Origin of the sequence: Pseudomonas sp. NPDC089407 (assembly GCF_044900445.1) — a bacterium.
GTDB lineage: Bacteria > Pseudomonadota > Gammaproteobacteria > Pseudomonadales > Pseudomonadaceae > Aquipseudomonas.
Genome location: NZ_JBJDNB010000025.1, coordinates 34,994 through 61,399, shown reverse-complemented (window position 1 = coordinate 61,399; position 26,406 = coordinate 34,994). Strand labels below are relative to the sequence as shown.

34 protein-coding genes are annotated in these 26,406 nt (G+C 58.0%); 29 read left to right on the top strand and 5 right to left on the bottom strand.

Annotation, left to right across the window (positions count from 1 at the left end):
* Positions 1 to 188 precede the first annotated feature (188 nt).
* Positions 189 to 881 (bottom strand): hypothetical protein, encoded by a 693-nt coding sequence (locus ACI2KG_RS19350; protein ID WP_181718334.1) that lies wholly within the window; start codon positions 879 to 881, stop codon positions 189 to 191.
* Between the two features lie 157 nt (positions 882 to 1,038).
* On the opposite strand from ACI2KG_RS19350, the gene ACI2KG_RS19345 reads away from it, so the two are divergent.
* On the top strand, positions 1,039 to 1,506 hold the full coding sequence (locus ACI2KG_RS19345) for a hypothetical protein (protein ID WP_110765334.1): 468 nt from the start codon (positions 1,039 to 1,041) through the stop codon (positions 1,504 to 1,506).
* Between the two features lie 89 nt (positions 1,507 to 1,595).
* On the top strand, positions 1,596 to 1,913 hold the full coding sequence (locus tag ACI2KG_RS19340; RefSeq protein WP_110765335.1) for a hypothetical protein: 318 nt from the start codon (positions 1,596 to 1,598) through the stop codon (positions 1,911 to 1,913).
* Positions 1,914 to 2,576: 663 nt separating this feature from the next.
* Here the strand turns inward: ACI2KG_RS19340 and ACI2KG_RS19335 are convergent.
* Genes ACI2KG_RS19335 through ACI2KG_RS19325 form a run of 3 tightly spaced genes read right to left on the bottom strand, consistent with a single transcriptional unit; the run spans position 2,577 to position 4,846 of the window.
* The gene (locus ACI2KG_RS19335) at positions 2,577 to 3,101 is read right to left on the bottom strand and encodes an RDD family protein (protein ID WP_110765336.1); all 525 of its coding nucleotides are present in this window, start codon (positions 3,099 to 3,101) and stop codon (positions 2,577 to 2,579) included.
* Between the two features lie 25 nt (positions 3,102 to 3,126).
* A complete protein-coding gene (locus tag ACI2KG_RS19330; RefSeq protein ID WP_110765337.1) occupies positions 3,127 to 3,816 on the bottom strand; it encodes a hypothetical protein in 690 nt (229 codons plus the stop codon).
* A complete protein-coding gene (locus ACI2KG_RS19325; RefSeq protein WP_110765338.1) occupies positions 3,809 to 4,846 on the bottom strand; it encodes a ParM/StbA family protein in 1,038 nt (345 codons plus the stop codon). Before ACI2KG_RS19325 ends, ACI2KG_RS19330 begins: the two co-directional genes overlap by 8 nt.
* A gap of 224 nt (positions 4,847 to 5,070) precedes the next feature.
* On the opposite strand from ACI2KG_RS19325, the gene ACI2KG_RS19320 reads away from it, so the two are divergent.
* Positions 5,071 to 5,598, top strand: coding sequence for a hypothetical protein (locus tag ACI2KG_RS19320; protein WP_064492159.1), 528 nt, complete (start codon positions 5,071 to 5,073; stop codon positions 5,596 to 5,598).
* A gap of 776 nt (positions 5,599 to 6,374) precedes the next feature.
* On the opposite strand, the gene ACI2KG_RS19315 is transcribed toward ACI2KG_RS19320, so the two are convergent.
* Positions 6,375 to 6,518, bottom strand: a complete 144-nt coding sequence (locus tag ACI2KG_RS19315; RefSeq protein WP_181426702.1) for a hypothetical protein — start codon at positions 6,516 to 6,518, stop codon at positions 6,375 to 6,377.
* An 886-nt stretch (positions 6,519 to 7,404) separates the two neighbouring features.
* On the opposite strand from ACI2KG_RS19315, the gene ACI2KG_RS19310 reads away from it, so the two are divergent.
* The 26 genes from ACI2KG_RS19310 to ACI2KG_RS19185 all read left to right on the top strand — a co-directional run bounded on the left by ACI2KG_RS19310 (position 7,405) and on the right by ACI2KG_RS19185 (position 26,401).
* Positions 7,405 to 7,692 carry a hypothetical protein gene (locus tag ACI2KG_RS19310; protein ID WP_110765339.1) on the top strand — a complete coding sequence of 96 codons (288 nt, stop codon included), beginning with the start codon at positions 7,405 to 7,407 and terminating at the stop codon, positions 7,690 to 7,692.
* A gap of 30 nt (positions 7,693 to 7,722) precedes the next feature.
* A complete protein-coding gene (locus ACI2KG_RS19305; RefSeq protein ID WP_110765340.1) occupies positions 7,723 to 9,594 on the top strand; it encodes a UvrD-helicase domain-containing protein in 1,872 nt (623 codons plus the stop codon).
* A 33-nt stretch (positions 9,595 to 9,627) separates the two neighbouring features.
* The gene (locus ACI2KG_RS19300) at positions 9,628 to 10,029 is read left to right on the top strand and encodes a hypothetical protein (protein WP_110765341.1); all 402 of its coding nucleotides are present in this window, start codon (positions 9,628 to 9,630) and stop codon (positions 10,027 to 10,029) included.
* Positions 10,030 to 10,385: 356 nt separating this feature from the next.
* A complete protein-coding gene (locus tag ACI2KG_RS19295; protein WP_258373842.1) occupies positions 10,386 to 10,871 on the top strand; it encodes a DUF2726 domain-containing protein in 486 nt (161 codons plus the stop codon).
* A gap of 48 nt (positions 10,872 to 10,919) precedes the next feature.
* Positions 10,920 to 11,588, top strand: a complete 669-nt coding sequence (locus tag ACI2KG_RS19290; protein WP_110765342.1) for a hypothetical protein — start codon at positions 10,920 to 10,922, stop codon at positions 11,586 to 11,588.
* Positions 11,581 to 12,186 carry a hypothetical protein gene (locus ACI2KG_RS19285; protein ID WP_110765343.1) on the top strand — a complete coding sequence of 202 codons (606 nt, stop codon included), beginning with the start codon at positions 11,581 to 11,583 and terminating at the stop codon, positions 12,184 to 12,186. Before ACI2KG_RS19290 ends, ACI2KG_RS19285 begins: the two co-directional genes overlap by 8 nt.
* Positions 12,187 to 12,308: 122 nt before the next feature.
* A complete protein-coding gene (locus ACI2KG_RS19280) occupies positions 12,309 to 12,755 on the top strand; it encodes a hypothetical protein (RefSeq protein WP_110765344.1) in 447 nt (148 codons plus the stop codon).
* A gap of 119 nt (positions 12,756 to 12,874) precedes the next feature.
* Positions 12,875 to 13,183: a hypothetical protein gene (locus ACI2KG_RS19275; protein ID WP_110765345.1), complete on the top strand. Its 309-nt coding sequence runs from the start codon at positions 12,875 to 12,877 to the stop codon at positions 13,181 to 13,183.
* 561 nt (positions 13,184 to 13,744) lie between these two features.
* Positions 13,745 to 14,635 carry a hypothetical protein gene (locus ACI2KG_RS19270; protein ID WP_181426703.1) on the top strand — a complete coding sequence of 297 codons (891 nt, stop codon included), beginning with the start codon at positions 13,745 to 13,747 and terminating at the stop codon, positions 14,633 to 14,635.
* A 116-nt stretch (positions 14,636 to 14,751) separates the two neighbouring features.
* Positions 14,752 to 15,090, top strand: coding sequence for a hypothetical protein (locus ACI2KG_RS19265; RefSeq protein ID WP_181426704.1), 339 nt, complete (start codon positions 14,752 to 14,754; stop codon positions 15,088 to 15,090).
* Positions 15,091 to 15,277: 187 nt separating this feature from the next.
* Positions 15,278 to 15,595 (top strand): hypothetical protein, encoded by a 318-nt coding sequence (locus ACI2KG_RS19260; protein WP_023383581.1) that lies wholly within the window; start codon positions 15,278 to 15,280, stop codon positions 15,593 to 15,595.
* Between the two features lie 277 nt (positions 15,596 to 15,872).
* Positions 15,873 to 17,420, top strand: coding sequence for a DNA cytosine methyltransferase (locus ACI2KG_RS19255; RefSeq protein ID WP_110765347.1), 1,548 nt, complete (start codon positions 15,873 to 15,875; stop codon positions 17,418 to 17,420).
* A 187-nt stretch (positions 17,421 to 17,607) separates the two neighbouring features.
* A complete protein-coding gene (locus ACI2KG_RS19250) occupies positions 17,608 to 17,949 on the top strand; it encodes a hypothetical protein (protein WP_110765348.1) in 342 nt (113 codons plus the stop codon).
* Between the two features lie 70 nt (positions 17,950 to 18,019).
* On the top strand, positions 18,020 to 18,169 hold the full coding sequence (locus ACI2KG_RS19245; protein WP_181426705.1) for a hypothetical protein: 150 nt from the start codon (positions 18,020 to 18,022) through the stop codon (positions 18,167 to 18,169).
* A gap of 132 nt (positions 18,170 to 18,301) precedes the next feature.
* Complete coding sequence (locus tag ACI2KG_RS19240; protein WP_110765436.1) at positions 18,302 to 19,225, top strand: DNA cytosine methyltransferase; 924 nt, start codon at positions 18,302 to 18,304, stop codon at positions 19,223 to 19,225.
* A gap of 370 nt (positions 19,226 to 19,595) precedes the next feature.
* On the top strand, positions 19,596 to 20,240 hold the full coding sequence (locus ACI2KG_RS19235; protein WP_110765349.1) for a hypothetical protein: 645 nt from the start codon (positions 19,596 to 19,598) through the stop codon (positions 20,238 to 20,240).
* Positions 20,241 to 20,438: 198 nt separating this feature from the next.
* On the top strand, positions 20,439 to 20,672 hold the full coding sequence (locus ACI2KG_RS19230) for a hypothetical protein (RefSeq protein WP_110765350.1): 234 nt from the start codon (positions 20,439 to 20,441) through the stop codon (positions 20,670 to 20,672).
* Positions 20,673 to 20,694: 22 nt separating this feature from the next.
* A complete protein-coding gene (locus tag ACI2KG_RS19225; protein WP_258373843.1) occupies positions 20,695 to 20,946 on the top strand; it encodes a DapH/DapD/GlmU-related protein in 252 nt (83 codons plus the stop codon).
* A gap of 267 nt (positions 20,947 to 21,213) precedes the next feature.
* Entirely contained in the window at positions 21,214 to 21,372 is a 159-nt protein-coding gene (locus ACI2KG_RS19220) for a cytochrome c maturation protein CcmE (protein WP_146226899.1), read from the top strand.
* 39 nt (positions 21,373 to 21,411) lie between these two features.
* On the top strand, positions 21,412 to 21,972 hold the full coding sequence (locus ACI2KG_RS19215; RefSeq protein ID WP_258373844.1) for a hypothetical protein: 561 nt from the start codon (positions 21,412 to 21,414) through the stop codon (positions 21,970 to 21,972).
* Between the two features lie 88 nt (positions 21,973 to 22,060).
* Complete coding sequence (locus tag ACI2KG_RS19210; RefSeq protein ID WP_181426706.1) at positions 22,061 to 22,213, top strand: hypothetical protein; 153 nt, start codon at positions 22,061 to 22,063, stop codon at positions 22,211 to 22,213.
* A gap of 94 nt (positions 22,214 to 22,307) precedes the next feature.
* Complete coding sequence (locus ACI2KG_RS19205; protein WP_258373845.1) at positions 22,308 to 23,060, top strand: hypothetical protein; 753 nt, start codon at positions 22,308 to 22,310, stop codon at positions 23,058 to 23,060.
* A 46-nt stretch (positions 23,061 to 23,106) separates the two neighbouring features.
* Positions 23,107 to 23,469, top strand: a complete 363-nt coding sequence (locus tag ACI2KG_RS19200) for a molecular chaperone DnaJ (RefSeq protein WP_258373846.1) — start codon at positions 23,107 to 23,109, stop codon at positions 23,467 to 23,469.
* Between the two features lie 539 nt (positions 23,470 to 24,008).
* The gene (locus tag ACI2KG_RS19195; protein ID WP_060495097.1) at positions 24,009 to 24,854 is read left to right on the top strand and encodes a hypothetical protein; all 846 of its coding nucleotides are present in this window, start codon (positions 24,009 to 24,011) and stop codon (positions 24,852 to 24,854) included.
* A 795-nt stretch (positions 24,855 to 25,649) separates the two neighbouring features.
* Entirely contained in the window at positions 25,650 to 26,075 is a 426-nt protein-coding gene (locus ACI2KG_RS19190; RefSeq protein ID WP_110765352.1) for a hypothetical protein, read from the top strand.
* A 17-nt stretch (positions 26,076 to 26,092) separates the two neighbouring features.
* A complete protein-coding gene (locus ACI2KG_RS19185; protein ID WP_023383599.1) occupies positions 26,093 to 26,401 on the top strand; it encodes a hypothetical protein in 309 nt (102 codons plus the stop codon).
* Positions 26,402 to 26,406: the final 5 nt, after the last annotated feature.

The window sequence follows — 26,406 nt, the reverse complement described above, 5'->3', positions numbered from 1 at the left end:
GTGACCTGCACCGGAACGGTGGAAGGCCTGATAAATGGAGATGCATAACGCTCTAGCTGAAACTGGATGCCATGGACTTGCGTATCTGGGAGGGAGGGGAAGGTAAAGCAGAAGAGAAGGGGATGACGATGGGCACTAACCAATAAATCGACCGGCTGTTAGGCAGCCGGTCGCACGCAGCACTGGTGTTACTCGCCGATCCTCATCGTGCGGGGAAGGCCAAGCATGGCGTTCTGCATACGGAGATCATTCAGCGAGATCGATGGATCTGAAGTCGCTGCAGCTGAACTGGCGCAACCCCGGCCGGTTAAGCAAACCGTGTGAATCACCAAGTTCGTCCCCGCGAGTTTGTCGACGTTCTGGCCGTTGGTGGTCTGTGCTGCATCGGATGCTGCGGTTAGGCCTGAGGCGACGTTGTTCCCAACCATCCCAGAGTCGGTGCAATTGTTCAGCAGTGAGCAGGTCGCGAGGGATACAGCCAGAGAGGCGCCCGTGGCCACAGCGTTGCCCACTGCTGTGTGAGCTTCCTTGTACTGTGAGGCTGGGCCCGCATAGACCTCGCTGATTGTGTACGTGACCTTGGCATCACCCGCAGTCTGGTTGTAGCCAGCTTTCTTGAGAGCGTCATTCACGTACGCAGTCATGTCGCCAAGGGCGGCGTCCTCGGTCACGGCCTTGACAGAGACACCCTCCACCAAGCGCCCGTTGATCTGTGCTGCTTGAACGCGCACCGGGCCTTTCTCAACGGTGATTGGCTTCGCGGCACAACCAGGTAAGGCGATGATGACGCAGGTGGCAGCTAATGCGGCGATTGCTTTATTGATCACGTGAGCCTCAGGAGGTTTGAATAACATGTAACTATAATACTGATGGGTGGCCATGGAGGCTAGTGGCAAAATGCTCATGCAGATTGGGCCGGTGCTGCCGGGGGCGCACAAAGCCATCTGCGTTAGTTGCGAATCGCTGCACCGCTAGTCGTCTCAATGAGCTGCAGAAGGGAGATCGGCTAAAATTTCAGATAGTGCGGAGAGGTCGGCCATGAACAATAACGTCTTCCACAGCGCCACCATCAGGGGTCAGCTTTTCGAGGCCTCAATGATTTACGAAGGTCCCTGGATTTCATCAATCACCCCACGGTCAGCCGTCCATGATGGTGTGCACCTCGGGGTGTGCAACATTGTTGAGCTCGATCCTACTAGAGACAGATGCGAGGAGTTTGGGTGGTACATCGTCAAATATCGCAGTGAAGCTCGGGTATTTCTCAGGGGGTTCACTATTGACGATGCCCGTGCCTTATCGGAGGAGTTCGGGATCAAGTTGCTGGACCACGGGGGCTGGGACAGTCGAACGCTTTTTTATCGCAGCAAAGCTTGGGAGGGATTGAAAGCCTGGGTGAGATCGCATCCGAGAATTGCGAAGCGTTATGCAGCTGGTACTAACCCTTACCTTTCAGATTGGTATCTCAGAGCTAATAGCGAAGAAATGGTGCCATTGCCGCTAGGGTAGAGCCTGGATGGTAGTGGCGTGTGCAAACCTGATGTCGTGGCCCCGGCTCCCTGCCGCACGCCCCCTTACATGCTGTTACCGAGGTTGCAATGGACAAATCGGAAATGAGCAGGCTTTTGGAGCTCCAAGTGCAAGAGAAGCTGAGGGATGGCTATTCAATAACCACCTATGCGATGGACGCAGCTAGTCGGGATCGTGTGAGGTGTGGGATGAAGACCAAAGGTCATTCCCTTCCCAACGAGAATCATGCGGCGGAGGACTGGCAGGAGTACATCGGCAAACTGGAGACGGGGGCGTACAAATCGGAAGTGAGGACAAAAACGATCGAGACGGGCGACTCTCCAATCATCGATCAGTCTGCCGGCGGCAGTGGTACGGTGGGTCTGTGGAAGGCCCGACGTCACTGAGACAGTGGCGGCTAATACGTCTCGGGACGTAAGGGCTAACAAAGGCGCCCGCGGCGAAAAAAAACTGGGCCTTTGATATACAAAGAGCCCAGTCCTGGTAACCACAGCTGCCGCGGCGCTGTAGGTGGAGAATCCACCGTTACCAAGACTGAGCTCACCTCTTTATCGCCATTAGGATAGTCGACAGCAGTACGACGTCCTGCTTGGCTAGCTTGCGAATCCCCACCAGTTGCACCTGGCTGCTATGTAAAGGACATTCGTCCGGGGAAGTCATTTGCGCTGCTCACGTAGTGGTGAGCGACCTGAGGGATAACCGCTTCGACCTAATCGTCCAGCTGTGCTGTTAGTTCCTGGGAGACGCCCGGACTCAACGTATTGTCTGATCTCAGAGACTGGCGGTGCATCACCGAGTCGAGAACACAGAGGCAAACACAGAGGATGCATTAGGGAGCGGAGATATCAGGCGGTATGTGGGTAATGCGCTAACCCGTTACCGTGTTGCTGACTACAAAGGAGGCTTCGCGACCTCGGACCTGACTGGTTTCTCCAGTGGGAGTATCCGTTAACTTTGCCTCAGGTGATGTTCAACATGGGCTGATAAACACCATTTCTAGACCAAAAAAAACCGGCCCTGAGGCCGGTCATGCGATTTGGTGCGGGTGGTCACGTGCCCCGTTTAGTCACGGTGGTGGACGCCATGAGGTCGAAGATGAACTGGGATTTCACAGTGAAAACCGGAACCGCGACGAAGGCTACAAGCACAACGGCTAGCACGAGCGGATGCCCGATGCTGAGCAGAAGCAAGACGGACATGATCTTCAAGGTGGTGCGCAAAATGCACTGCCAGATGGACAGGTTGCCGTTGAGCGATACCGTCCTGACACGGAACAACAGCTTGCCGGCCGTCGTGCCACGCCAGGTCCTGGTCAATGTTGCTTCGTAGATCAACCACACCAAAGGCAACAGAACAAGGAAGTAAGGTGCCAGGCTGAGTGCTGCCCCCTCAGTCCAGCTCAGTCCCGGGGTAGCAACGTCGAATGGGCCTGACGTATCGACATCGGCATTATGAGCCATGACCGAAGCCAGTAGTGCTAGCGATCCACCCACTACCAGCGATACCAAAACAAAATCTGTCGTGGTTGCCGCTATGCGCTGAGCGACGTTCAGCAGTTTGGAGCCAATTTTCATCGTTCACCTGATTGTTTGTGGAGGGCTAGAACATGGTGCCTAACGCATCGAGTGCTGCCTTTTGCGCGTTTGTAGGTTCGACCGGTGTCGTATCTTGAGAACCATGCGATGGGCTGGATTCATCTAGGGCATCTGCGCTAGAGAGCAGCTGAGGCTGTTGGTTGATGAGTGAGTCCTGAGCACCCATACCGTGTACAGGTGGTGTGGTGACAGGCGCTGACTCTTGATGAACCTCAACAGCACCCTTGTCCAATGGAGCACCAGCAGTTTGGGAACCCATCGGCTCAGGTTGCAGGGGAGGGCGAACCTCCTCGACAACCAAGGCTGGTTCCATCGGTTCAGCGGGAGCTATAGGCTCTGGTGGGGGCGCGACTCCCTGAGCTTTGACAGCCCCAGGTTTTGCGGTGATCTCTCGCTGCCGTGGTACCCGTTTTTTTCGTGTGGGCGGAGATGCACTTTCACGCTTGGATTGGCGGCCCGTCGCAATCATTCCCCCCGGGCCAGCAAGAGCGGCATTCAGAGCTTCGTCTAGGGTGCCGGCCTTACTGTGGCTCAAAAACCACTGATAAAAGACACCCCTGATAAGAGGCGTGTCTTTTCCGTATGGCAGTTCGGACATGAACTCCAGCAAACCTGGGCAAACGTCCTCTGGAATATTCAGATTGATTTTGCGCTCAGTTTCATTAGGGTCATATACACGAATGAGCTTAGCCATTTACAGCAGACACCCTTTTGGCATTCGCGTTTACTATGCTCCGGATGATTTGTCCAAGGGCATAGCGAGCAAAACCGTCGGCAACGGCCCAGCGAGGATTTTTTACAAGGATGCTGTGTTGCCACACATCTTTGGCACGAGTATAGATCGCCTCGGCGCTTCCACCCGCAACCAAAATCCCATTGAGCGACCGTGCATCGTCTGAAAACAACGAGTTACCTTTAGAAATAACCTCCTGAACCACGTGCTGTTGAGCTTCGGTTACTTGCTCTTGAATGTTTACCTCTTGACCGTACTGGAAAAGAGATTTGGTGCTGAACGATTCCTCACACTCCACCAGGCTTGCTTGGATCTCGCGCTTGCCCAGGATACGTCGCAACTGCTCTGCAGCTGCACTCATTCCTGCGCAGGAGTCAGCGCCACGTTCAATATATTGTCCCTCCCTCATCAAAAGAAAGTCAGTCGAGTAATGCCCGCCCTCGATGACGCCATATGATTTAGGCCGTCCGTTAGCACCATTGATCAAATTCTCAATGGGCATGCCTGATTGATCCAGGATGTAGTCGCAGTAAGCGCCCATTGGCTGAGGAAGCGCTTTCAACTCGACAGTTTTTGGAAGTGCTTTCTTAGTGCGCTCGACCAAGCTGTCCTTGCGAGATCCGAACAACTTAGACGGCGTGCCGATGATGACAAATGCCTCATCAATTCCTTGAACACCCTTGGCACGGAGCCTGGTGAAAGCCGACTGAATGAGCGCGAGGTATTCCGGGGTATCCGTCCAGTTGTCATTCAGCCCGATAGAGGAGGTGAGGTTGCCCTGGAGGCGAGCGGTATCGCCAGTGAAGTATGCCTTGCCATCGACAACCTCGGTCTCGGCCAGGGCGCGAGCCGCAGTCGTCGGGTCGGTGAGTTCGACAGCTGGAACCGCCAGAGTGGGGTACATGATGTCAGTTCGTTTGCCGTCGTGGTAGGCGACGACTTTAATGGCGCTACGACCCGCATCCAAACCGATTGCTACGCGACCTTTCATGAAATAAAACCTTTATAAACCAGCGACATAGAAGGGTTAACGATGCGCACTGTGCAGTGTGCAGTACCTACAGTGCAGTGCGATGTAGCTACTGTGCTGTATGCATTGTTGGGAGTCTAAGATACATAACACGTATTGACAATACTGTATGGCGACAAAGAAAATTCGCCAGAACGCGCCTCCCCGGCGCGGCTATACACAACCCCCCGGCGAACGCTTAAACAATGGCTATACACAACCCCCCCTCCATCGACGATTTCGAAGAGCTTCGGCGAAAAGGCAAGGAGTCGGTCGACACCGCCGTCGACTACCTGATTCGAATCGATCAGCTCCTGGTCCGCATGGGCGAATTGCTCTACGTCATGCAGCCGTTCCAGACTGGGCGCATAGGGATCGATTTCAACCAGCACCGAGGCCAGTCGAGGCCATTCGTGCGGGTGTACCGAAAGCTCAAGGCCGGCAAGGGGAAATGGATGTCTACGAACGTGAGCCACAAAGGCCTCACGAAAAGAGTGAAGCGAGCCCGAGAATTCGAGCCCAACCACAAGCTAGTTCTGAGCCTGTGCGAAAGGGTTTCCAAACTCTTTGACCTCAGAGCCGAAATGCACGAGCGGGTACGAAATATGAGCCATGGCGTAAAGCTAACGCTAAAGGCCAGGGAAGATGATCTGGCATCGCTTGAGACTCTGGTGGGCAGCATGCTGGACCAGGTGGAAACGAAGTTCGAAGGAGAGCTCGACGTGGATGAATAATCCCGAATCAGTTTCTCGAAGGCCTTGTCGATCAACGTCGACAGGGCCTTTTTTGTGGCTGAGGTCGACCAGAAACAGCTCGGTGACAGGCCAAGTAGGAACCGGGCTACGGGTAAAGCGGACTAGAAGCAAATCGGTGTTACGCGATGTGTGACGCTGCGGCTTTGGCGAAGCTAACTAGAAGCTGACCGGTGTTATGCGCAGTGGGATCCCGCGGCTTTGGTAAAGCGGACCAGAAGCCTACCGGTGATTTGGCGAAGTCTTATCCGGGCTCTTGCTTAGCGTAGTGTGATCCGGCCGCTGAGAATTGCTTTTGCATTCGGTGGTGAGCTGACTTCTATCCGGGCCTGGCGGTGGTTGACCCGAACTGCTTCGCGCCCGCTCCCTTAATCTAATTTAATTCTCTTCATTCATTTTCTCTTATTCCGATCGCACCATCGATCTCATTCTGGCGCCGGCAGTTGTGTCGGATTCTCTTTTTCCGCTGCTCGTTGTACCACTCCTCGTTCTGCAAGTTTGGTTTGGGTGCCTGTCGTGTGGCTGGCTGTTGTGGATCTGCCAGTTCTTTCTGTGCCGCTTGTGCCTCTGCACCCGCCGGCTCCCTGCTGCAACTGACGTATTGGGTTCATTCTTCTGCTGTGGATTCTCTTTTCTCTCTTCTCTTCTTCATCTCCATTATTTCACTACGACTTCTACGTCGTCTGCTGTGCGCGAGAGCATGCGTTGTGGAATCCCATTGTTCTCGCACCAGTTCTAGATGTTGAATTGTGCCATCGCTAGTTTGGGGTTTCGTTGTTGCGCTGCCGCATTGGCTTTTCATTGTGCTGGCGCTTGTTCTGCTGGCGCAGGTTTGGCGCTTTTGCTCCTGCCGACAGCATAACCATTTGTGCCTTTTGCTGTGCCCCGTGGCCGGCGTTCATCCGTCAGCCTCGGCAGGATGCGTCAAGCGAAACAGCCCACCGGCAGTCGGTGGCGACCCCAAGAAGGATCTGACGGGGTAGGAGAGCGACGGGCTGAGAAGGATGCGACGGGGGAGGAGAGCGCCTGGCTGTGCACGGCTCGATGCTGGTTCTGCAGCTGGCCTCCGATGATCGGTCGCCGTCGGTGGTGGGCGGTGTGAGACCTGCTGCTGCGGTTTGCGATCCTGGGCTTGTCCGGCAGAGTGCGATGCCCGGCGGCCGGTGGTGGGTGAAGCTGGATCTCTGCGGGCGGTGCTCGATCCGGCTCGCAGCGTGTGATGCTTGGCTGGCGGTGGCGGTATGTGACCTGCCTGGCGAGGGCCGACCTGGCTGCTGTCCTGGTGCCGCTTGTGACGGGCAGGCCGGTAGTGACGATTGGCTGGCGGTAGTCAGCACCTGGTGCCGAGTGGTGGTGCGTCGGCCTGGTCGGATTCGTCTCAGCTCAGGCTGCTTGGAGCCGCTTTTCTCTGTTCGGTGTCTCGTGGGTGGGAAGCTCTTCATTGCCTCCATGGTTCTCAGCTCATTGCATGCGTGCATGCCCATAGGCGATTGCGGCCCGGGGTATCTCTGCCAGCGAGCGCCTCCCTTTTCGTTGCTGGACGGCGTATCGGCGCCGACGGGGCCGGCTTTTATGGCTTCGCATGAGCATAAATGGTTGTGCTGCGGCTTTCCGCTTTTTGTCTCTCCTCGGGCATAAATGGTTGTGCTGGCGCCCAACGCTTTTCTCGCTACAGAGTCATAAATGGTTGTGCCCGTATTCGTAACACGTAACTATAATTTGTCTTGCATCCATACAAATCTATAGGTATCGTGGAGCCATAAATGGTTGTGCCAAGGAGCCACCGAGATGAACAAGTCCTTTGTGATGAAACAGGTTGGGAAGGGAGCCGGGTCGATCGCTCTGGCTGCTGCAGCTTGTCTGTTTGCTGCATACGTTCGACAGGCCTTCGGTGGTTGGGCCTTCGCCGGCTCGTTGCTTCTGGTCATCGCAGCCAGCATTCCGATGGTCCTGTTCTTCAACCTGTTTGCTGACCCAAACGTGAAGTCCAGCAAGAAGGAACGGCTTATGGATCAGGAAGACCCTCACTGCATCTTCAATGACAGCCTCAACATGTTCCGCAAAGACGACGACTGATTCACCACTCGCACCTCAAGGAGGCCGGCAATGGCCGCGAAAGCTTTCACCCCAAACAAAGACCAGGCTGTTGCCCTGGGCAGTACCGCCAAGCGCTTGCTGATCCGCGCCAAGGCGGGTGCTGGTAAGACCTCGCTGCTCATCAAGCACGCCCTGCAGTTCCCAAACCAGCGCCTGCTGTATGTGACCTTTGGAAAGGCCAACAAGGAGGACGCAGCTGCTCGCTTCCCTGACAACGTGACCACCAAGACCAGTCATGGGCTTGCTTGGGAAGTCGGTGGCCAGTTCAAGAAGGTTGGCAAGCAGGATGATCTCCATCCATCCCATCTGGCCATGCAGTACGGCATCCCAATGGCGTTCGCTCGCCACCTCTACGTCACCCTGCACAACTACATGGTCTCTGCAGACCGGGAGATCCTGGCAGCGCATGTGCCGGCACAGATCGTTGGCGATGACCGTGAGAAAGCAGCGGAGTGGGCGAAGGTTGTTTGGGAAGACCTGCAGCGCCTGCGCCAATGGTCTCGCGGGTGCGGCGATAGCCAAGCCGAGCGTGCCGAGTTCCTGGAAACCACTCATCTGCGCATGCCGCACGACGGCTACCTGAAACTGTGGAGTCTGGGTGACCCTGACCTGAGCCACCGCTACGACCAGATCCTTCTGGACGAGTACCAGGATACCAATCCTGTCTTTGCAGCGGTGATCCTGCGCCAGAACTGCCCGCTGCGCTTGGCCGGTGACGACTTCCAGGCAATCTTCGGTTTCCGTGGTGCCTACAACACCTTCGAACCGTCGCAGTTCGACCAGGTCGTAACGCTGAGCGAGAGCCACCGGTATGGTGCCGGCATCGCCGAGCTGGCCACCATGCTCTTGCGTGAGTTCGCCGGCGAGCAAGAGCCAGTGCGCAGTTCACGCCATGAGCTGACTACCCGCTTCGCCGTCGACCGCACCAAGCCGTACGCGATCATCGGGCGCACCAATGCGAAGCTGTTCGCCAGTGCTGTCCAATTGCTGGAAGGCCAGCGTCTGCACTTCGTGGGTGGCGTCAACGAGTACCCGTTCGACAAGCTGGTAGAAGTCCACCACCTGCGAGCCAACACGGGTGTACGCCTGCGCGACCCTTTGCTCAGTGCGTTCCGCTCTCTCCAGGATCTGGAGGCTTATGCCAACGACACCGATGACAAAGAAATCCACGCCCTCATCAGTGTTGCCAAGCAGTACGGTGATCAAATCCCGAGCCTGGTACAGCGGATCAAGGATGCTTGCGTCAGCGACATCAATGACGCGACCGTCATTCTGTGCACTGCCCACCGCTCGAAAGGTTTGGAGTTCCCGCAGGTCGTTCTGTTGAGCGACTTCCTCAACCTGATCACCGATGCCGGCCTGCCGCTGGTGCTGGATACCCCTGAGCTGCGCCAAGAGCTCCACCTGCTGTACGTGGCACTGACCCGTGCGATGGAATCCATTGAGGTGAATGAGCAGATCCAGGCAGTTTTGCGTTACTGCGAGGCCGCTGGGGTGGTGGGTGAAGCGGTACGACCTGATGCCAAGTACACCGAACAAGCGGGGGGGCTGGTGCTGGTTGTGAGCCCTGAACAAGAGGCCGAGACCTTCTCTGCGATCACCGGCGTGGGGGCGCTTTCCAAAGTGGCTGAGCTTGTCGGCGCCGACGCTGCCCTGCTGTTCGAAGGCGATGAGGTTGAGTCCCGCATCGAGCTGGCGATCCTGCGTCATGCGGCACTGACTGCGACCGCGATTGCGGGTGTCGTGGGTGTCTCCGTATCCCGGGCGGCCGATACCGTGGCCTCGATGGTGCGTCAGGGTCGCCTGCATGGTGGCCTGTTCATCGGTTGCCCTGATATCACCGGCCGCCTGGTCTGTGACTTGCACCTGGAAGTTGCCTGATGCATTACCTACTGATCGGAGCAGGGCGCGAGCATGGCTGACGATTTCATCCGGATCTTCTACCGCCGGGACGCGGGCGGGAAATCCAAAAAATCATCCGTTTCCATCGACCCGCTGATGTTCGAAATTTTCGTCAAGATCAAAGGGAGCATCGCCGAGGCCCGGGACACCCTGCGGGAATGGGCGAAGGCTGCAGATACGGAGCGTACCGATGCGAACTACCGCATGGGGAACTCCCGCATTGTGCAGCAGCGGATGTCCCAGGAAATTCTGGACATGGTCAATGAGGGCATGGCTGCTCGGGCGGTGAAAGCGGCGACAGCCGCGGGCGAGGGGAAAGGCCGGGGTTCTCGACGGGGCAAGCGGGCCGGGAGTGTCGAACCCTCGCATCAGCTGCCGGCGGTCACCGGGCACCTCGCGGACGACCACGTCTAGCGACGTTGCTGGCGTTCCTGATCGTGCCAGGCGGGTAGGCTTCGAATGGTTCGTTTGTGTGATTGGTCAAGTCGGCGCGCATGATTGCAGGACGGTGACTTGCTTTGGCTACGGGAGGTTTGGAGAGAGGTGTTGCACGACACGAGCGTGTCGCTAAGGGGGGATGACTCACCCTAACGGTTCCACGCCCAACGAGCAATACCCAGGGCAGGTTTGTTGATCGGCGGAGGCGGCGGTGCTCCTCCCGAGCTGGAAGCGAAATCACATTTACTTGACCAACTTCACAGACGGACTACCCGCCATTTTTTAACTAGCATGCGTATTGGTACGCGTAAAGAATCTAAATAGGAGACTCGATGTCAATTCTCAACGGCATGGACGGAGTGCTTGTTCCCTTCCTGGTGATCTGCGCCTTTGCGTATTTCGCCGTTGCGATGCTGAAGCGCCGCAAAGGCTACTCAACCAAGCATTACCAGTGCATCCCCCTGCTCACCCAGCGCGAGCAGGACTTCTTCTGGCGGCTCAGGGAGGCGGTGCGCGACGATCTGGTCATCGCGCCCCAGGTGGTCTTCGGCGCCTTCATCAAGGTGAAGGCCACCGCCATGACCGACAAGAACCACGCACGGCATATGGTCGCCCACAACCGCTGCGACTTCCTGCTCTGCGACAAGCAGCTCAAGCCGGTAGCGCTTGTCGAGGTCGACGACTCCACGCACAACAATGCCAAGGCCAAGGCCAAGGACCGGCGTCGCGACGAGCTGATGAAGGCCGTGGGGGTCACCGTGCATCGGTACCGCGGAATGCCGTCGGCCAAAGACATTCGCAAGGACCTGAAGCTGTAAAGCTCAGGGCCTCTCCAATCCAAGATTAGAACTTAGAAGGTGATCACCATGAGTGACTTCGATTCATCTAGCGAATACTTCGCTCGCGCAGCAGATTCAGCTGGCGAGGGGAAGCTGACGTTCAGGGGGCTGTTCCTTGCATTGCTAGGGCTGTACATCGTTGCTGCGGCAATCAGCATCGGCGTCTTGACCTTCAAGGTGCCGGTCAGTGTGGAGGATCTACAGCACGCATCCTGGTTGGTGAGCGCCCCTTACTACCTCCCCTTTATCTACGGGGCATTGTTGGTCATGGGCTTCGCACTCGCGCTGCAGTTGATTACCCCGATGACGCTGAGCCTCGGCGTGCTCATGATCAGCTTTATTGGAGGCGTTTCCACTGAACCGAGTGTCTCACTGCGCAGCGCCGTTCTAGCTGGGGAAGCGAAAATCGGCTGTTATGAGTACACAACTCGCGCCTGTACCGAGATGCTGGGGTTGCCCAGTCGCGCAACCAACCCAGATCAGTCGACCCGGCCTGGTGTTCACCAATCCATCCCTGTCCAAGCGATGGCCTTCCTTCGAGCTCCATTCGATGTGTTCAAAGCGGATGAACTCAACCAGATACTCGAAACACAGCGCTTGGAAGTGAAAGGTGAGATCCGCAAGGGCCTGAAAACTCAGCCCGACACCCACCCCACACTCCGAGCCACGAGCCCAGCAGGTGAGCATCATGAGTAACCACGAATCCTCCAGTGAATACGTCGACCCTGTACCAGGGGCGGCCGGCAAGGGGCCACTGATCATCGCAAGCCTGCTCCTGGCCGTGCCGGTGCTGTTCGTCGTGTTTGCCGTGATCAGCGCAGCCGTTCTGAACTTCAAGGCTCCTGTGAGCCCCGAGGACCTGAAACATGCCTCGTGGTTGGTAACTCCCCCAACCATCTCGTTCATTCTGTCCGGTGTCAGCGTCTTCGCGTTCGTCATTGGCGCCTTTCGCGCATTTACGGGCAGTGCCTTCGGCCTGGTACTGATCATGGCTGGGATTGTGAGTGGTACCACTATCTTCCCGAGCGTCTCTTTCCGCAGCGCTGTTCTGGCAGGTGAGGCGAAGGTGGGCTGCTACGACTACACGAGCAGCGCCTGCACCAAGATGCTGGGCCTTCCCGACGCCGCGGCCTCTGAGCAGTCGAGCAAAGTCGAAGGCAAGACATTGGCAGCGATCGAGGTGCTGGCGTTTGTCCGGGCTCCGTTCGATGTGTTCAAAGCGGATCAGCTCAACCAAATGCTCGATGCGCAGCGCAGCGAGCTGAAGAAGCAGCTGGACGCTTACGCCGAGTAGTCGGTGAAGTCTCGGGGTGGCCGATGCCGACCATCCCCGATTCACAGGCTCCACCGAACAAGGGGTGGAGCTCTGATAGCAATTACTGGATGCGCAGAGCACCAGCCATGAGGAATCGAGATATGAAATCGCTGTTCGGGATCGTTTTTGGTTGGTTTGCAGGGGTTGCGCTCGCAGGGGCAATGATTGGTATCGTCCGCCTGTTCGATGCCGGGGTTGAACACTTAGGGTTCACTGAAAATACAGCCAGGTACTACATCCTTAGCCTGATGTTGTGCATCACCATGCTGGTAATGTCCAAACCTGCGCGACGTATGTGGAAACTCATGGGGCTGTTCGGTTTGGCCCTGTTCCTGATCATGGGAACTGGACTGACTCAGGGAATCGAACCGGTACCTGCAGGCGACCAGGTTGAGCAGATCCGAGCTCAGCTGGATGCCTTGGGCATCCTCGGGGCCAAGGCTGTCATGTACCTTGCGCCAGGAGGTCTGGTGTTGTTCTACACCTTGATGGCTTACATCGGGATGCGTGAAGAGCAGGCGAGGAAGCGGGTTTACCTGACCGACTAACGGATCGACGGGCGGCCGGGTGTTTGAGGCAGCCAAAAACACAGAACAGAAGGGAGGTAGGCGATGCATAGGCCTGGGTTGGATGCAATGAGTGGTGTTGACCGAAGCGTGGTTTACAGGTGCTGGGCGCAATCTGCGTGGCCCTCGGGATTTTCTGCGTCGGCCCCATGGTGATCGATCAGCAGCTGGTGAACATCGCTCTGAACATGTCGCCAGAGAAGACCGCTGTGATGATTCTGTCGGCGGCCGGTGTGGTCCTGTTCCAAAGGGGAATCGCCGGTTTCATCGTGCTCATGCTGGGGGTCTTGGTCGCTGGGGCAGCGTGTGAGCTGTACTACGCTCTGGATGCGGCTGCGACGATGGGGGCGATCGGCTTTCCTTTCCTCATGCTTGGGATAGGCGTGCTCATCTTCAACCCAGCTCACTGACACCCCCGCAACCGATAAAGCCTGCCGCCGGCGGGCTTTATCGTATACGGCTCCCAGCAGTAGGCCCACAAACATCGCCTAAGGTCAAAAATTGGTATCGGGTTGACAGCCGCTTCCAAATAGCAGACATTGCGTTGCGGGTTCTCAGGTCGCAAGTCTGTTTCGTTGAGCGCGGTCAGTCCTCTTGGGATTGGTCGCGTTTTCCTACATTTTGGGGTCTCCTTTTCTGCTCATTGGTCATGACTCTCATGACTGATCAGAATCTCAAGCAAGCAGCTTGCTCTCTCCATTTCGGCCCCATCGCGATACCTTAATCTCTCATCGACTCAGAGCCTCCCGCTGAGCTTCTCAGATCTTCCAGCCTCTCATTACACCCCATCCTTTCTCAACGCTTCACCATCTACATCATTTTCGACGCAGGTCTAGGCTTATCAAGAACAAGCAGCGTATACCTACGTGTAAAGAATCAAAAATGCCATTATGATGTGAGTTCGAAGGGCGGCCTCGTTATCCCAGGGGCGGCCTCATGAAGCGATTCTCAGCGGATCCAGGGGAGGGGGCATGGCCAAACAAGATGAGATGACGAATCGATCTATCGCGATCCTGATCAATCTGTCTGCGGGCTTGGATGAAGCCGGCATCGAGTGCGGCGATGAGCGCGTACCGCTCACCGCACACCTGCGCCTGGCCGCCGCCGCCGGCGCCGCCTCGTTATCCCAGCGAGCCAAGCGGTCGACGCCGTTCTCGAACCAGACGAATAGTCCGCATGTGAAGTTGGTCAAGACCGCTGCTAACTGGCTTGACCAGCTGAAGGTGGTCAAAGGGTTCCACGGAGACGTCTCGGCTGCCGAGTTTCTCGGTGTCAGCCAGACCCAGTTCTCCCGCTGGCGTACCGGCAAGGACCTCCTGGACAACTACCACGCCTGGCAGATCGCAGCAGCGTTGAATGTGAACCCGATGGTGGTGATCGGCAGCGTTGGTTTCCACCACTCTCGCGACACTGATCGCACCAGGTGGTTGGCCATGCTTTCGACGGTCCTTGATTCGGAGCTCCCTGCGGTACCAGCGCAGACGCCGTCGGCGCCAGCCCGGGCCGCTGAGCAGATGCAGCAACAGGCACCTGTGCCTAGCAATACTGGCGGAAATGCTGAGTCGACCGCCCAAGGCAGCAAGTGGACAGACGAGGAAGATCAGCGGCTCGTTGCGAGCTACCGTGACGGCTCAGCGGTCGACGTTCTGGCTACGGCTCACAGGCGCACTCCCAAGGCCATTTTGCTGCGACTCAGCAACACGCACCGCTTGATACCGGCTGAGCAGCTCGCGAGCTTGTGTGAGCTCTACGGGGTGAACCTGAACAGTCCTGGGAACGGGCGCAAGACCGAACAGAGAAGGGGCTCCCCGCGGCCGAGAAGGGGGAAGGCCAAGGAACATGCCCCTACGGTGTTCCTTTGAGTGATCTGGTGACTGAGATCAGTTGCTGGCGCTAGGAGTACAAATGTACTCCTGTCGTGCAGGTGGCACTTTGGCGACTCGACCAAATGTGCCACGCGGATCACCAGAAACTAACGATGGCACATTTCGAATGGCGCCAGCCCAGTGTTTACAGGTTGGAAATGGCGGTTCCGCAACAAACACTAGCGATGGCACATTTCGGCGCCATCGGGACAACTAGCAAAACAGAGGTGGCCATGAACAAAACCCAACTCCCAGAAGCACCACCCCGGCGGACGCTGCTGCAGCGGCTGTTCGGCGCTGGAATTGGGCAGAACTTGATTAAGGTCTGGGTGACAGAGACAGGTAGTTACGCCTTTGGCCAGGTGGTCACCGAGACGAAGGTGAAACTCGGTCGATACACGGTGCTGCAGTGGAAGACATACAGAACGCCTGATCTTGATCGAGAAGAATAGGGGCCAGCGCTGTAGCCGGCCTTTGCTCGGCACTGGGGCCCCCCTCTTGTTCAGTGTGCCTTGCTGGTCTGGGCTTCGTTATCTGCGGGTGTTTCCCATATCGAGTTGACCAGTGAACGCGATGGCGCTGTCGGCCTCGCACCTACTCAATCCTGCTACTGACAGAAGTCAGCAACGGAGATCATGGATGCGCACACCCAACGAACAGGATTCACCCAAACTGATGGCCAGGTCGATCGAGCTGATCACCGACCGAGACGAGAAGTTTTCTGAAGTCGTTACCAGCATGGGCAGCTACGGCAACAAGTCCTTCCAGGAGGCCTTCAAAGCACAGTACCCCGAGGACTGGGCGACGATCGAGCGAAGCTACTCGTTGTCCGGGCTCCACTATGGCGAAGAGGGACGGTTTGTCGATGGGGAATGGACCTTGATTGCGATCGAGCCTTCACCATCTGCGCTGCTGGACGCGCAGTACTGCGACTACCTGCGGAACCCACCCTTTTAGCGATCGGTTGGCATGCACCGCACTTTGGTCCGGCACGCTGCCCGGCCGATTAACGCTACACCCACTCCGGCCATGTTTGGCCGGAGTTTTTTTGGCCCTTCTGAAGGTACGGCGACCTAGGTTGTCGCCCATGGGGCAAAAATTAAATTGTCGTATAGTTTAATTAATCGTTGATAAATGTTGTCCTATAGTTTAATTTCTGTATCCAGTAAGTAAGCAGGCCAGGGGCGCTCCAATCCACCTGGCGAGCGCCACACAACTCTTCTAGGACGGCTGCATGCTGATCAAAAAAATCCTCACTCACTTCCACTTCTGTTGCGGCTTGGGCGGTGGTGCCAAAGGCTTCAACGAGGCGAAGCCCATCGTCGGCAACATGCAGGCTGAATGGGAGTGCCTGGGCGGCGTCGACGTTGATCCGGCCGGCCTTGCCGACTTCAAGCGTTTGACCGGTGTGGAGGGCACGCAGTTGGATCTCTTCACCCGCGAGCAGTACATCAGGTTCCACGGCAAGGAACCGCCAGCCGGATGGAGGGAAGCAACCACAGAAGACATCCGCCGTGCAGCACAGAACCGCCGGCCCGATACCGTCTTCATCAGCTCCCCGTGCAAGGGCGCCAGCGGACTGCTGTCGGAGAAGATGAGTGCGACCCCCAAGTACCAGGCCTTGAACGAGCTCACCCTGCGTTGCATCTGGCTGATGGCGGAGACATGGCGCGACGATCCTGTGCCGATGCTGGTATTCGAGAACGTCCCGCGTCTGGCCAACCGCGGCCGGCACCTGCTGGACCAGATCGGCGCCCTGCTAAGCCACTATGGGTACGCTGTCGCCGAAACCACCCATGACTGCGGGGTGATCGGCGGCTTGGCTCAAAGCCGCAAGCGATTTCTGTTGGTAGCTCGCCATGTCGAGAAGGTCCCGCCGTTCCTGTACGAGCCTGAGAAGAAGAGCCTGCGCTCTGTAGGCGAAATCCTCAGCCGCATGCCTCTTGCCGGCGACATCGAGCGAGCCGGACCAATGCACCGAGTGCCAGCTCTGCAATGGAAAACCTGGGTCCGCCTGGCTTTGGTCGAGGCGGGGAAAGACTGGCGCAGCCTCAACAACCTGGCGATCCAAGATGGGTATCTGCGTGACCTGGTCATCGTCCCTGGATATCGAGCGGGATACATGGGGGTGCATGGCTGGAACGAAAGTATGGGCACGGTGGCTGGACGATCGAACCCAACAAACGGGGCGTTCTCGGTGGCTGACCCGCGAGCCCGGGCCGGCGCCCTGCAGTATCAGCAGTACGGTGTTCGCCGGTGGCAAGACACCAGCGGCGCCATCATTGGCGTCAAGAGCCCAGGGCAAGGCACATTCAGTGTCGCTGATCCCCGAGCGGCCAAGATGCGCACAAATGGCGAACCCTACCTGCCTGGCGGGCACTACGGCGTGGTGCCGTTGCAGGGCGCCGCGGGCGGTCAGCATGACGACGGCCGGTGGCACGTTGCCGATACCCAGCTTCCAGGCGCTGACGAGAAGCTCACCTGCATCATCGAATCCCTCGACGGTACCTGGCACCGGCCCTTCACGACCTTGGAGCTGGCGGCGATCCAGAGCCTTGTCGAGCCAGAGGAGCAACTGGAATTGGACGGGTTGAGCGACCAGGCCTGGCGCGAACGAATCGGCAACGCAGTTCCCCCGAAGGCAGCGAAAGCCATCGGTCATGTGATGGGCACTACGTTGCTGCTGGCCGCTCAAGGGGAGACTTTCATGCTGAGCAGCATGCCCATCTGGGTGCGGCCAGTCGCAGTAGGCCTGAGCGTATCTCAGCTGGCGGCACAATGATCATGGTCGGCCCACGGCTCCGGTGTAACCGCGGCCTAGGCGCCAGCTCAGCCGGTGCACAGCGTGCTGAAGACCCTTTAGAGACCGCCGATACAGTGCTGCCAATGATCGGCAAAACCGATGCCGGGTGCGCCTGGCGTCATCACTACGACGTGAAGATCACGTCATCACGATGAGATGTAGAAAAATGGATGACAGAAACAACGGCCTTCTGATCGAAGGCTTCGTGCAGGGTTCCTATGACCGCATGTTCGGTGCCGGCAAGTTGGAGGCTCGCCACAACCCGCTTACCAGCTGGTCTCAGGCAACCATCTCCAACAGTCAAAGCAACTTCCAGGACACGCACCGCGAGGTGAAGCGCACCTTCGAAGGCTTGCAGCACACGCTCTACAAGGAAGGCGGCAACGATGAGCTGCTGAACGAGCTTTCTGCTGTCGAGGAGCGTCTGACCAGCGCTACGACCGTCGACGAGCTGGGCACTGCGATCAGCGAGTCGCGGCCAGTGCTTGACCAGGTGTTTGGCCGGTAAGGCAGCCGCTTGAGGCCCTGGACAGCGTTCAGGGCTTCTCACTGATCAGTGCACGCATGAGCCACCTCACATGCTTGGGCGCTGTGTGGCCAACCCGGACAAGCCCGGTTACTTCATTCACGCAGATCCAGATCTATGCAGCGACTGCCTGGCGGCGGCGACCACTCTGCGCTTCGCTACTGGCCGCTACGCCGAGGGCATGTGGTCAATGGCGCGCTGACGCAGACCTACACGAAGAGATAACCAACCACTTCAGCCGCATCCGGCCACGGAGGGCGCCGCATGAATGGAGAAATCCATGAGCTACTTCTACAAGACCGAATCCCCAAAGCTGCCTGACACGGAAATCACCATGACCACAGCAATCGACCTGTTCGCCGGCCTCGGCGGATGGAGCACCGGCGCGCGCGCCGCAGGCGTCCAGGTTCTCTGGGCGGCAAATCACTGGCCGGTGGCCGTTGAATGGCACAGCGCCAACCACCCCGATACGCAGCACGTCTGCCAGGATCTGCACCAAGCGCGCTGGGAGCAGGTGCCAGCGCACGACATCCTGCTCGCCTCGCCCTGTTGCCAGGGCCACGCCAAGGCACGAGGTAAGAAGTCGGGCAACCCGGAACACGATGCATCGCGCTCGACGGCCTGGGCGCCGGTATCGGCTTTGGAGTTCCACCGGCCTCAGGCGGCAGTGATCGAGAACGTGCCGGAGTTCACCGACTGGGTGCTCTACCCGGCCTGGCTGCAAGCGGTACAGGCGCTGGGGTATCAGGCAGCGCCGCATATCGTCGACTGCGCCGACCTCGGAGTGCCGCAGCACCGCGTGCGCCTGTTCATGGTGCTGACGCGCAGCAAGGCGCCGCTCATGCTGCAACTGCCGAGCGAGCGGCATGTGCCGGCCGCCAGCTTCCTCGACTTCGACGCCGGGCGCTGGTCACAGATCGAGAAACCAGGCCGGGCTCAAGCCACCCTTGACCGGGTGAGAAATGGCCGCCAGCGGTTCGGCGACCGCTTCATCATGCCCTACTACAGCAAGGGCTCAGGCACCACCGGCCGGGACATCAACCGGCCGATCGGCACCATAACCACCCTGGACCGCTGGGCCCTAGTCGACGGTGACCGGATGCGGATGCTCAGCGCAAGCGAGGCCCTGGCTGCGATGTCGTTCCCGGCTGACACCCTGCGCCCAGACAATCACCGGCTGACCATGCACATGGCCGGCAACGCGGTACCGCCGCTGGCCGGCCAGCGCGTCATCGAGGCCTTGATGAAGGCCGCCTGACCGTAGGGCACACTTGTACTCCGCCCTACTGTAATCCCCTCAGGGTATGGGCGCCAGCTACAAGGGCACTCACACCTTCGGCTTGAACGTTGAGCGAGACGAGTCAACCGAGGACATCGAGATGCGCGCACGAGCTCGTGCCCGGCAGCAGGTCGCCGATGGCGGCTGCTGGCCAGTCTGGGTTGTTCAGGTAAGCAGTCTGCTGGTTACCCGCGATCATGCTCCCCTCCCGGGCGCTTAGACCGCCGGCGTCCGCACCACTGCACGCTATGCCCAGTCTCCGAGCTGGGTCGCGCCGATAGAAAGACAATCATCAATGACCTGCTGGCGCAGTTGCCGCCAGAGGTCGCACGCCTACAGGAGGCAAAGCATGACCATCACAAAGATCACCGAATGCCCGGAGTGCGGTGGCAAGTCGCTGACTTGGCAAACGCACAACAAGAACATCAGCGATGCTCAGCACGGGCGCCTGCGCGCCGGCGACATTCGCTGCGAGCTGGTTCTGGGCTGTGATGCATGCTCGGAAACCCTGGCCATCATGAGCGCCGACCAGGTAGCGGCATGGCTCACAGAACAAGGACAGGAACAGGCTGTTCAGCACCAGGGCAGTGATGCCATCCCAACGTCCGCCAGTGCTGGCGAGGTTGAAGAGTCGCTGCTGTGGCTTGACGACTTTGTTGCGCGCTGCAATGGAGATGACCGCGGCTCCTGTTCCGCTGTCGAGACTCTGCGAGCTGCACTGTCCGCCAAGGTGCAGGCCAAGAAGGTCAGCGCCGTTGCCTTGCGTGAGGCGATGGAGAACCTCGCGATCAGCGCTTCTGTGGCCGACCACCCACCCGTGTTCCTGCCAGCGTCGGTGCGCCAGCATCCGCTTGTGATGCTGGGCGGTGTGTGCGTGCGGGTTACCTACTCCGGACTCAAGTGGTACCACGAGCAGTTGGTCGATGACCGCTGGAATGCGCTGGCCGTGGATGAGTTTGAGGCGCTGCTGGTCGAGGCACTGGCCAAGGCATGAGCATGCCCGCTGATCACTGATCTCTCGCGGTACCGAGAGCCCAGTATTGCCCACTGGCCACTGGTGATGGTCTTCGGACCGAACTGGGGTCAGGTGGGTATGCAAAAATAGGCACATGTGCCTACTCGCATGCTAGGCACATGTGCCTATTTACGGATTCCTGATCACAGGCCACTCATCAAGATGGAGAGCCTCGAAATGGCTGCCACCCCGCGCAAACCTCGCAACAAACCGACTCAGCTGCAGACTGGCATTCTCCTCGCCGCTGCGGATCTCTCTCGCTACATCTACGACAGGGCCGATGCCGCTGCGCTGCTGAAGCGGCAGGGGCTAACTGATGCAAACTGCTCGGCCCTAGACGAAATGGACAAAGAGCAGCTGCGGATCCTGCGCGATGATTATGGGCTCGCCAGACTGCGCGGTTTGGATTGAGGACCGCCTCGTTCTGTCGTAGGTGCGACTGTGCACCACCAGCCACGACGTTCATCCAGAGCGGCGCAAGAGCAACGACTTCACAGCACCGATCACGGTAAGCGACAACGCCTGGATTGGCGCAGGGTGTGTGGTGCTGCCGGGTGTCAGCATTGGGCACAATAGCGTGGTTGCCGCCAACAGCGTGGTCACCGAGGATGTTGTGCCGAATGCGCTTTATGCGGGTTCGCCGGCACGCTTCAAGAAGTGGCTCGTTGTTCCTGAAGAAGCTTGAGAGGAGAGGGTTTCCCATGCTGGGATAGCCTTCCTGTGGGCGCCCAGTCGCGTCCTGATGGCTGAGCCAGGCAGTCGTCCCCCATGCCCTTTACTCACTTGCCCCTCGATCGCCCAGCTTTAAGCCATGCCGGGCGCTGCCCGCCGCCGTGGTTCCGCTGGTTTCGATGATTCAGCAGAAAAAGTTATCGTATAGGACAACTTATGGTTGCCATAAATTGTCCTATGGTTTAATCTTTTCTCCGTAGTCATCTACCAGGACAAATCAATGCGTACCTTCAAAGGGTCCATCAAGACTGACGTTCAGGGCTCCGATGTGGAGTTCGAGGTCGAAGACAACGCCACCCAGGATGAAGTCGAATACGAAGCCAAGCAGGCTGCCTTCGAGCACGTGGAGTGGAATTTCACGGAAGTGAAGGGCGCGTAAGGCGCTTCAGGCCCCACCCAGATAGAACAGGTGATAGTGATGGAACAGGTTTATCCGCGGGAGACGCTTGAGCACAAGCGTGCAGGTTTTGAGCAGGGCATCAAGAAGATCGCCGTCGAGCGCTTTGGCCACTCGGCCAATGACAACACCTTCTACATGCTGATCGAGCGCAACCGTAATGGTCGCTACGCCGTCGAGTGGGTGCGTGGGGCGTGGGAAGGCCTGCAGCTGGCTGAACAGCTTCAGGCCAGCTCGCTGGAGGCCGGTAAGGGCCCGATGGCGCTGCAGATCAATTTCCCGGCGGCCGAGCGTGCGAGCGTCAGCGATTCCAAGCTCTACAGCCATGCCGAAGTGCCGAGTATGGACCTGGCCGACGTGGATTACATTCTGCACCTCACCGTGCGGGCTGCCGACCCAGACCAAGAGCGTCTCCTTGCCGATACCTGCACTCGTGCCGTGACCTCCGCTCCCAAAGCGCTGGCTGCGATGCAGCAGGCCTACTCGAAGCTGGACAGCGTTGCCTTCGTGTCGGAGGAGGGTGACACCGACGAGGTTAAAAGCGCCCTGCTCGAAGCCATGGCCGCTCTCTCTGTTCAGTGAGTGAGCTCCTCTCTGCGCCCGGGCGTGAAGCATGACCAGGGCGTGGGTCGAGGCCTGATAATCAGCGCCAGCACACACAGGATCCAACATGGACCAGCAGCCGAATTGGCGAGTTACCTACCATGGCAACCAGGGTAATACCATCACCGTCGAGGTGATCGCATCCACCTACAGCGACGCCATCAGCAAGGCGTCCGCCAAGCTCCTCAACGTGTACTTCCAGTCTGCGGTACAGATCTAGGTCAGCTCCTGAAGCACGCATCCCCAGCCATAGAGCTGGGTCGATGCCGTGGAAGCGGCGCGGATTTCGCGTGCGCAGCAGGGGTAGGAAGATCATGCCGTTGACCTGGAACGTTGCTTATTACTCGGGGATGTCCAGCACTCAGGACCTGAGGGCTGCCGTTGATGAGGGCGTCCCAGTAGGTGTTGTTGCCACACTGCTCGACACCCTTAAACTCCTTCGGACGCTTCCACGTCATTTGGATGCAGGCGGCGCCGTGTTCATTGACTCGGGGGCCTTTTCTGCATTTCAGAAAGGCGAGCTCGTGAGCTGGGAGAAAGTGTTTTTCGCCTACGAATGCGTGCTGGGGCGGACGGACTACCCCGGGGCGCTGAGTATCGTGGCACCGGATGTCATCGGTGACCAGTCGGCAACCCTCGACTTGTGGGCTGTGCACGCAGAGCGAGTTCGCACGTGGATCACGGCCGGCGCTCGTGTGATCATTCCCCTGCAGTGTGGGGAGCTGTCTGCCGGTGAGATGCTGGCGCATGCAAAGCGGATATTTCAGACCGACCAGTTCTGCGCGGGCATCCCATCCAACCTAGCGGCAATGAGTGCTGAGGATTGTGCAACCCTGCACCATCACGACTTCCACCTGCTGGGACGTGTGGTGATCAACGCCGAGTTGGGCGATAAACTGCGTGCCCTGCTGGCCAACAATCCCGGTGCCATCTACACGGCAGATGCAAACTGGCTGCGCTCCCGCATCAAGCAAATCAGCCTGTCGGCTAAGGAATTGCGGCAAGCGCCGCCGGACAACCCGTTTGAGTCCTCGCGAACTCGTGCCGTACGGGCAATGTTGCGTTAGGATGCCTATCACCAAAAAAATTACCCCCTTCGCCAGGAGAGGCAGAATGGAAGTAAAATCGAATCTCTACCCTTGCTCTCACTGTGACCGCACGGGCACCTGCAATCGTGCCGTTGAAGGCGCATCCTGCGCTGCCTGCGTGAAGGCCAATGAGCTGAAAGGGGGCCATGTAGGATTACCTTGTGGGACCTGCGGGGGCATTGGTCATGCAGAGCCACTGACTGAACGGTTCAACAAACGCTTGCCACTGTTTATGGGCCTGGCGGTCGTGTTCATCCTACTGTTTGGTGTTTTCTTGGGCGCTGCTACTGAGAGCAAATACTTTACTGAATTACTCGCTTTTTCTGGCCCTTTGATAGGGGTGGTGTTGGCCTACTACTTCAGTGCTCGCAACTCGCGGCAGCCATGATGCGCGTCACGTTGCCAGCCTAATAACAGGCACTTTCACCGCCCAAGCGAAAAAACGTCTGAGACACGGACTCAACCCATGACACAGAACACCGGCAGCGCTCTTTGTTCGCACTGTGGTGCAGCTTATCGACTTTCATCCGACTTCAAGCGTGACATGCAGAGGCTTTGCAACGCATGGCTTAGCCGCCACGTGCGTGCTTGTGCGACCAGATCGCCGTCACAGCGCCGATCCTGGGCGCAGAAGTACGTTGGGAAGGATTTCACTGAGAGCAGCTTGACGGTCAACCTGGAGCATCCTGGTTTTAAAGAGGTCCAGCTCGGCCAAGCAGTTTTTGGGGGCGCTTCAGATCCCCTCAACCCATCTGGCCAGCCTGCCGGGCAGATTCGTTCTTCCTCCTATTGAAGGTGCGGGTTGTTAACCGCTCTGGCAGAGTGTTGCAGGGCGAACACCCATTCTGTCAGTGGCGATAGCAGCGCATCAGCTATCGCAGCCATTATGCCAGTGAAACCACCTGTCATTTCCATAGGAGCTGTGAAGTGAAGTCCGTCGATGTTGTGAGCAAGGCTTGGACAGATACATACGAAGAGATTGCTGCTAAGGCCCAGCTTGTGCGGGATGTGCTGGAGCAGCGCAACGTGAGGCTGCGGTCCGGCAGCGCACTTTCGCAACTGCTTAGCCAGGCCGACAAGCTGAGCCTAGCGTGGGCAGAGCAAGTGAAGCCAGATGACCGGGTGGTCTGGGAAGCGGCGTTCGTGAACCGTCTGGCTGATGCGGTCACCAACTTGCCTGAAGAGCCAGGAATTCAAGAGGCGCTCAAGCGTATGGCCGGCAGCGTCATGCAGCCGGATGATCGGAACACCTCCCAAGGGAAGGACGCTCTCTGGGAGCTGGTGCTGCTGTCCGACTTGAAGAGCCGAGGGTTAGCAGCCAAAGCTGCAGAACCCGATATCCTGGTTGACTTCGGCATGGGCGACTACCCGATCGCTTGTAAGAAGATCTGGTCTGAGAGCGGAGTTGAGAAGCGTGTTAGCCATGCTGCCAAACAACTGGCGCCGTTCAACAATGGCGGGGTCATCGCTCTCAATCTGGACGATTTGGTCCCCGTCGGGAAAGCTGTGAGCGTTCCCACCAAGGAGCTTGCAAAGGCTGTTCTGACCAAGTTCAACTTGGACTTCATTGAGCGTCATCGAGACGTGCTGCAAGATGCTGTCATGAGCGGCAAGTGCGATGGTTTCTTCATCTCGACGACCGCCTTTGCTGTCCTGGCGGAGGAGGAGACATCGGCCTACCTCGCTACGCAAGGTTCTTTGTGGCACCTCGGAGATTCGTCGCCAGAGTCCTGCGAGCGCTTCCTTGCATTTGGTCACACGCAGGGCATGTAACCAGGAGCCTGCAGAACCACGAAGCGCCGGAAAATCCTGGGAGTGACAGTCAACACAGTGCTGTCGAGTAGCCTCGCTAAGGTCGAAAAGATGCGAGAGGATTGACAGCCGCTTCGAAAAATCAGACATTGCGATTTCTGAGGACGCAAGTCTGTTTCGTTGAGCGCGGTCAGTCCTCTTGGGATTGGTCGCGTTTTCCTACATTTTTGGGGTCTCCTTTTCTGCTCATTGGTCATGACTCTCATGACTGATCAGAATCTCAAGCAACCGGCTTGCCCGCCGACCCTCTCAGCATTTCCGGCATATCATCAAATCCCTTCCTCAACGCATGCTATCCGATCATTCTTCAGCTGTAGCTCTTATACTGATCTGTCCTCAGGCTGTGGTAACATCAGTTATACGTACGTGTTATGTATCAATTTGCTTGTGTCTGGGGGTGTGTATGGCAAGTGACGAAGCTCTAGGGTGTGATTACCAAGGCAGGCATTTCGGTGCGGCCTATCCCGATGCGCAGTGCGTCGACGGTTTTCTCTGGGATGAGGATAGCTGCGATGAGCCTGGAGGTGCTCTTCTCCATGGAGGCGACATTCCCTGCCCAAAATGTAATTCAGCTGCGCATGCCACGTACTACGGTACGGAAGAAGACTCAGCGTCGCCCTCGGCCCAGTCGACTGGCAACGGTCCTTACCAGCTACTCCCCAACAACCCCGAAGATTCGCCGGGCTGTGCACCTGCTCTGTCGTGAGCTTGATCAGCTACACAGGTTCGAACGTTCATACACTCACTGGAAAAAGCATGTCACCACTTCGAAAGATTGCTGTGCTCGGTTGTGTCGCTCTGTCGCTGGCAGGGTGCAATGACAAAAAGATCAATGTCACCATTCCGACTGGCTCGACCCTCTACGTCAAGCTGTATCACTTCGGTGATCCTGCGCTCGGCTCGGTTCTGCCAACCGAGTACCGGGCTGGAGGGTTTGGCAAAGTGGAATATGAAATGTCTCAGGTCCTGGCCGGAAATGAATGCGCCCTGGGCATTCCTCTGAAATGGAACAGCCGCCAGCTCAAGCATGAGACTTCTACCGCCACACTGTCCTGCGACGGAGCTGATCAGCGAGAGCTGAAGGGCTATGTGATCGGTGAAGACGGCAAACAAGGCCTGGCCGGTGTTACGTTGGGCAGCGTGGTCCCGTTTGTGGTCACCGAGACAGCAACGGTCAAATAGCCCCGGGGGAGAGCATCATGCAGCTGTCGAAATTGCGGCCACGGCTGTACCCAAACGGGCGGCTAGCCCTGGAGCTGCTCTACGAGGATGGTGAGCACTGGGGCGTGCTCACAACAAACCTCGTGGAGGCCGAGTTGGCGGTCGATGAGGTGTGTATCCACGCCTGGCAACTGCCCGATCAGGTCTTGGATCTGCACCTGGCATCCGGAAAGTTTGAAGACACTGGCAGGGTTGAACCTGCTGGTTTTGAAGACGCACCTGTGTGGCGGGTCATCTGCCCAGAGCTGCTGGCGCATGCCCAGCGAATGCGGGCTCATACGAGGTAAGCAAC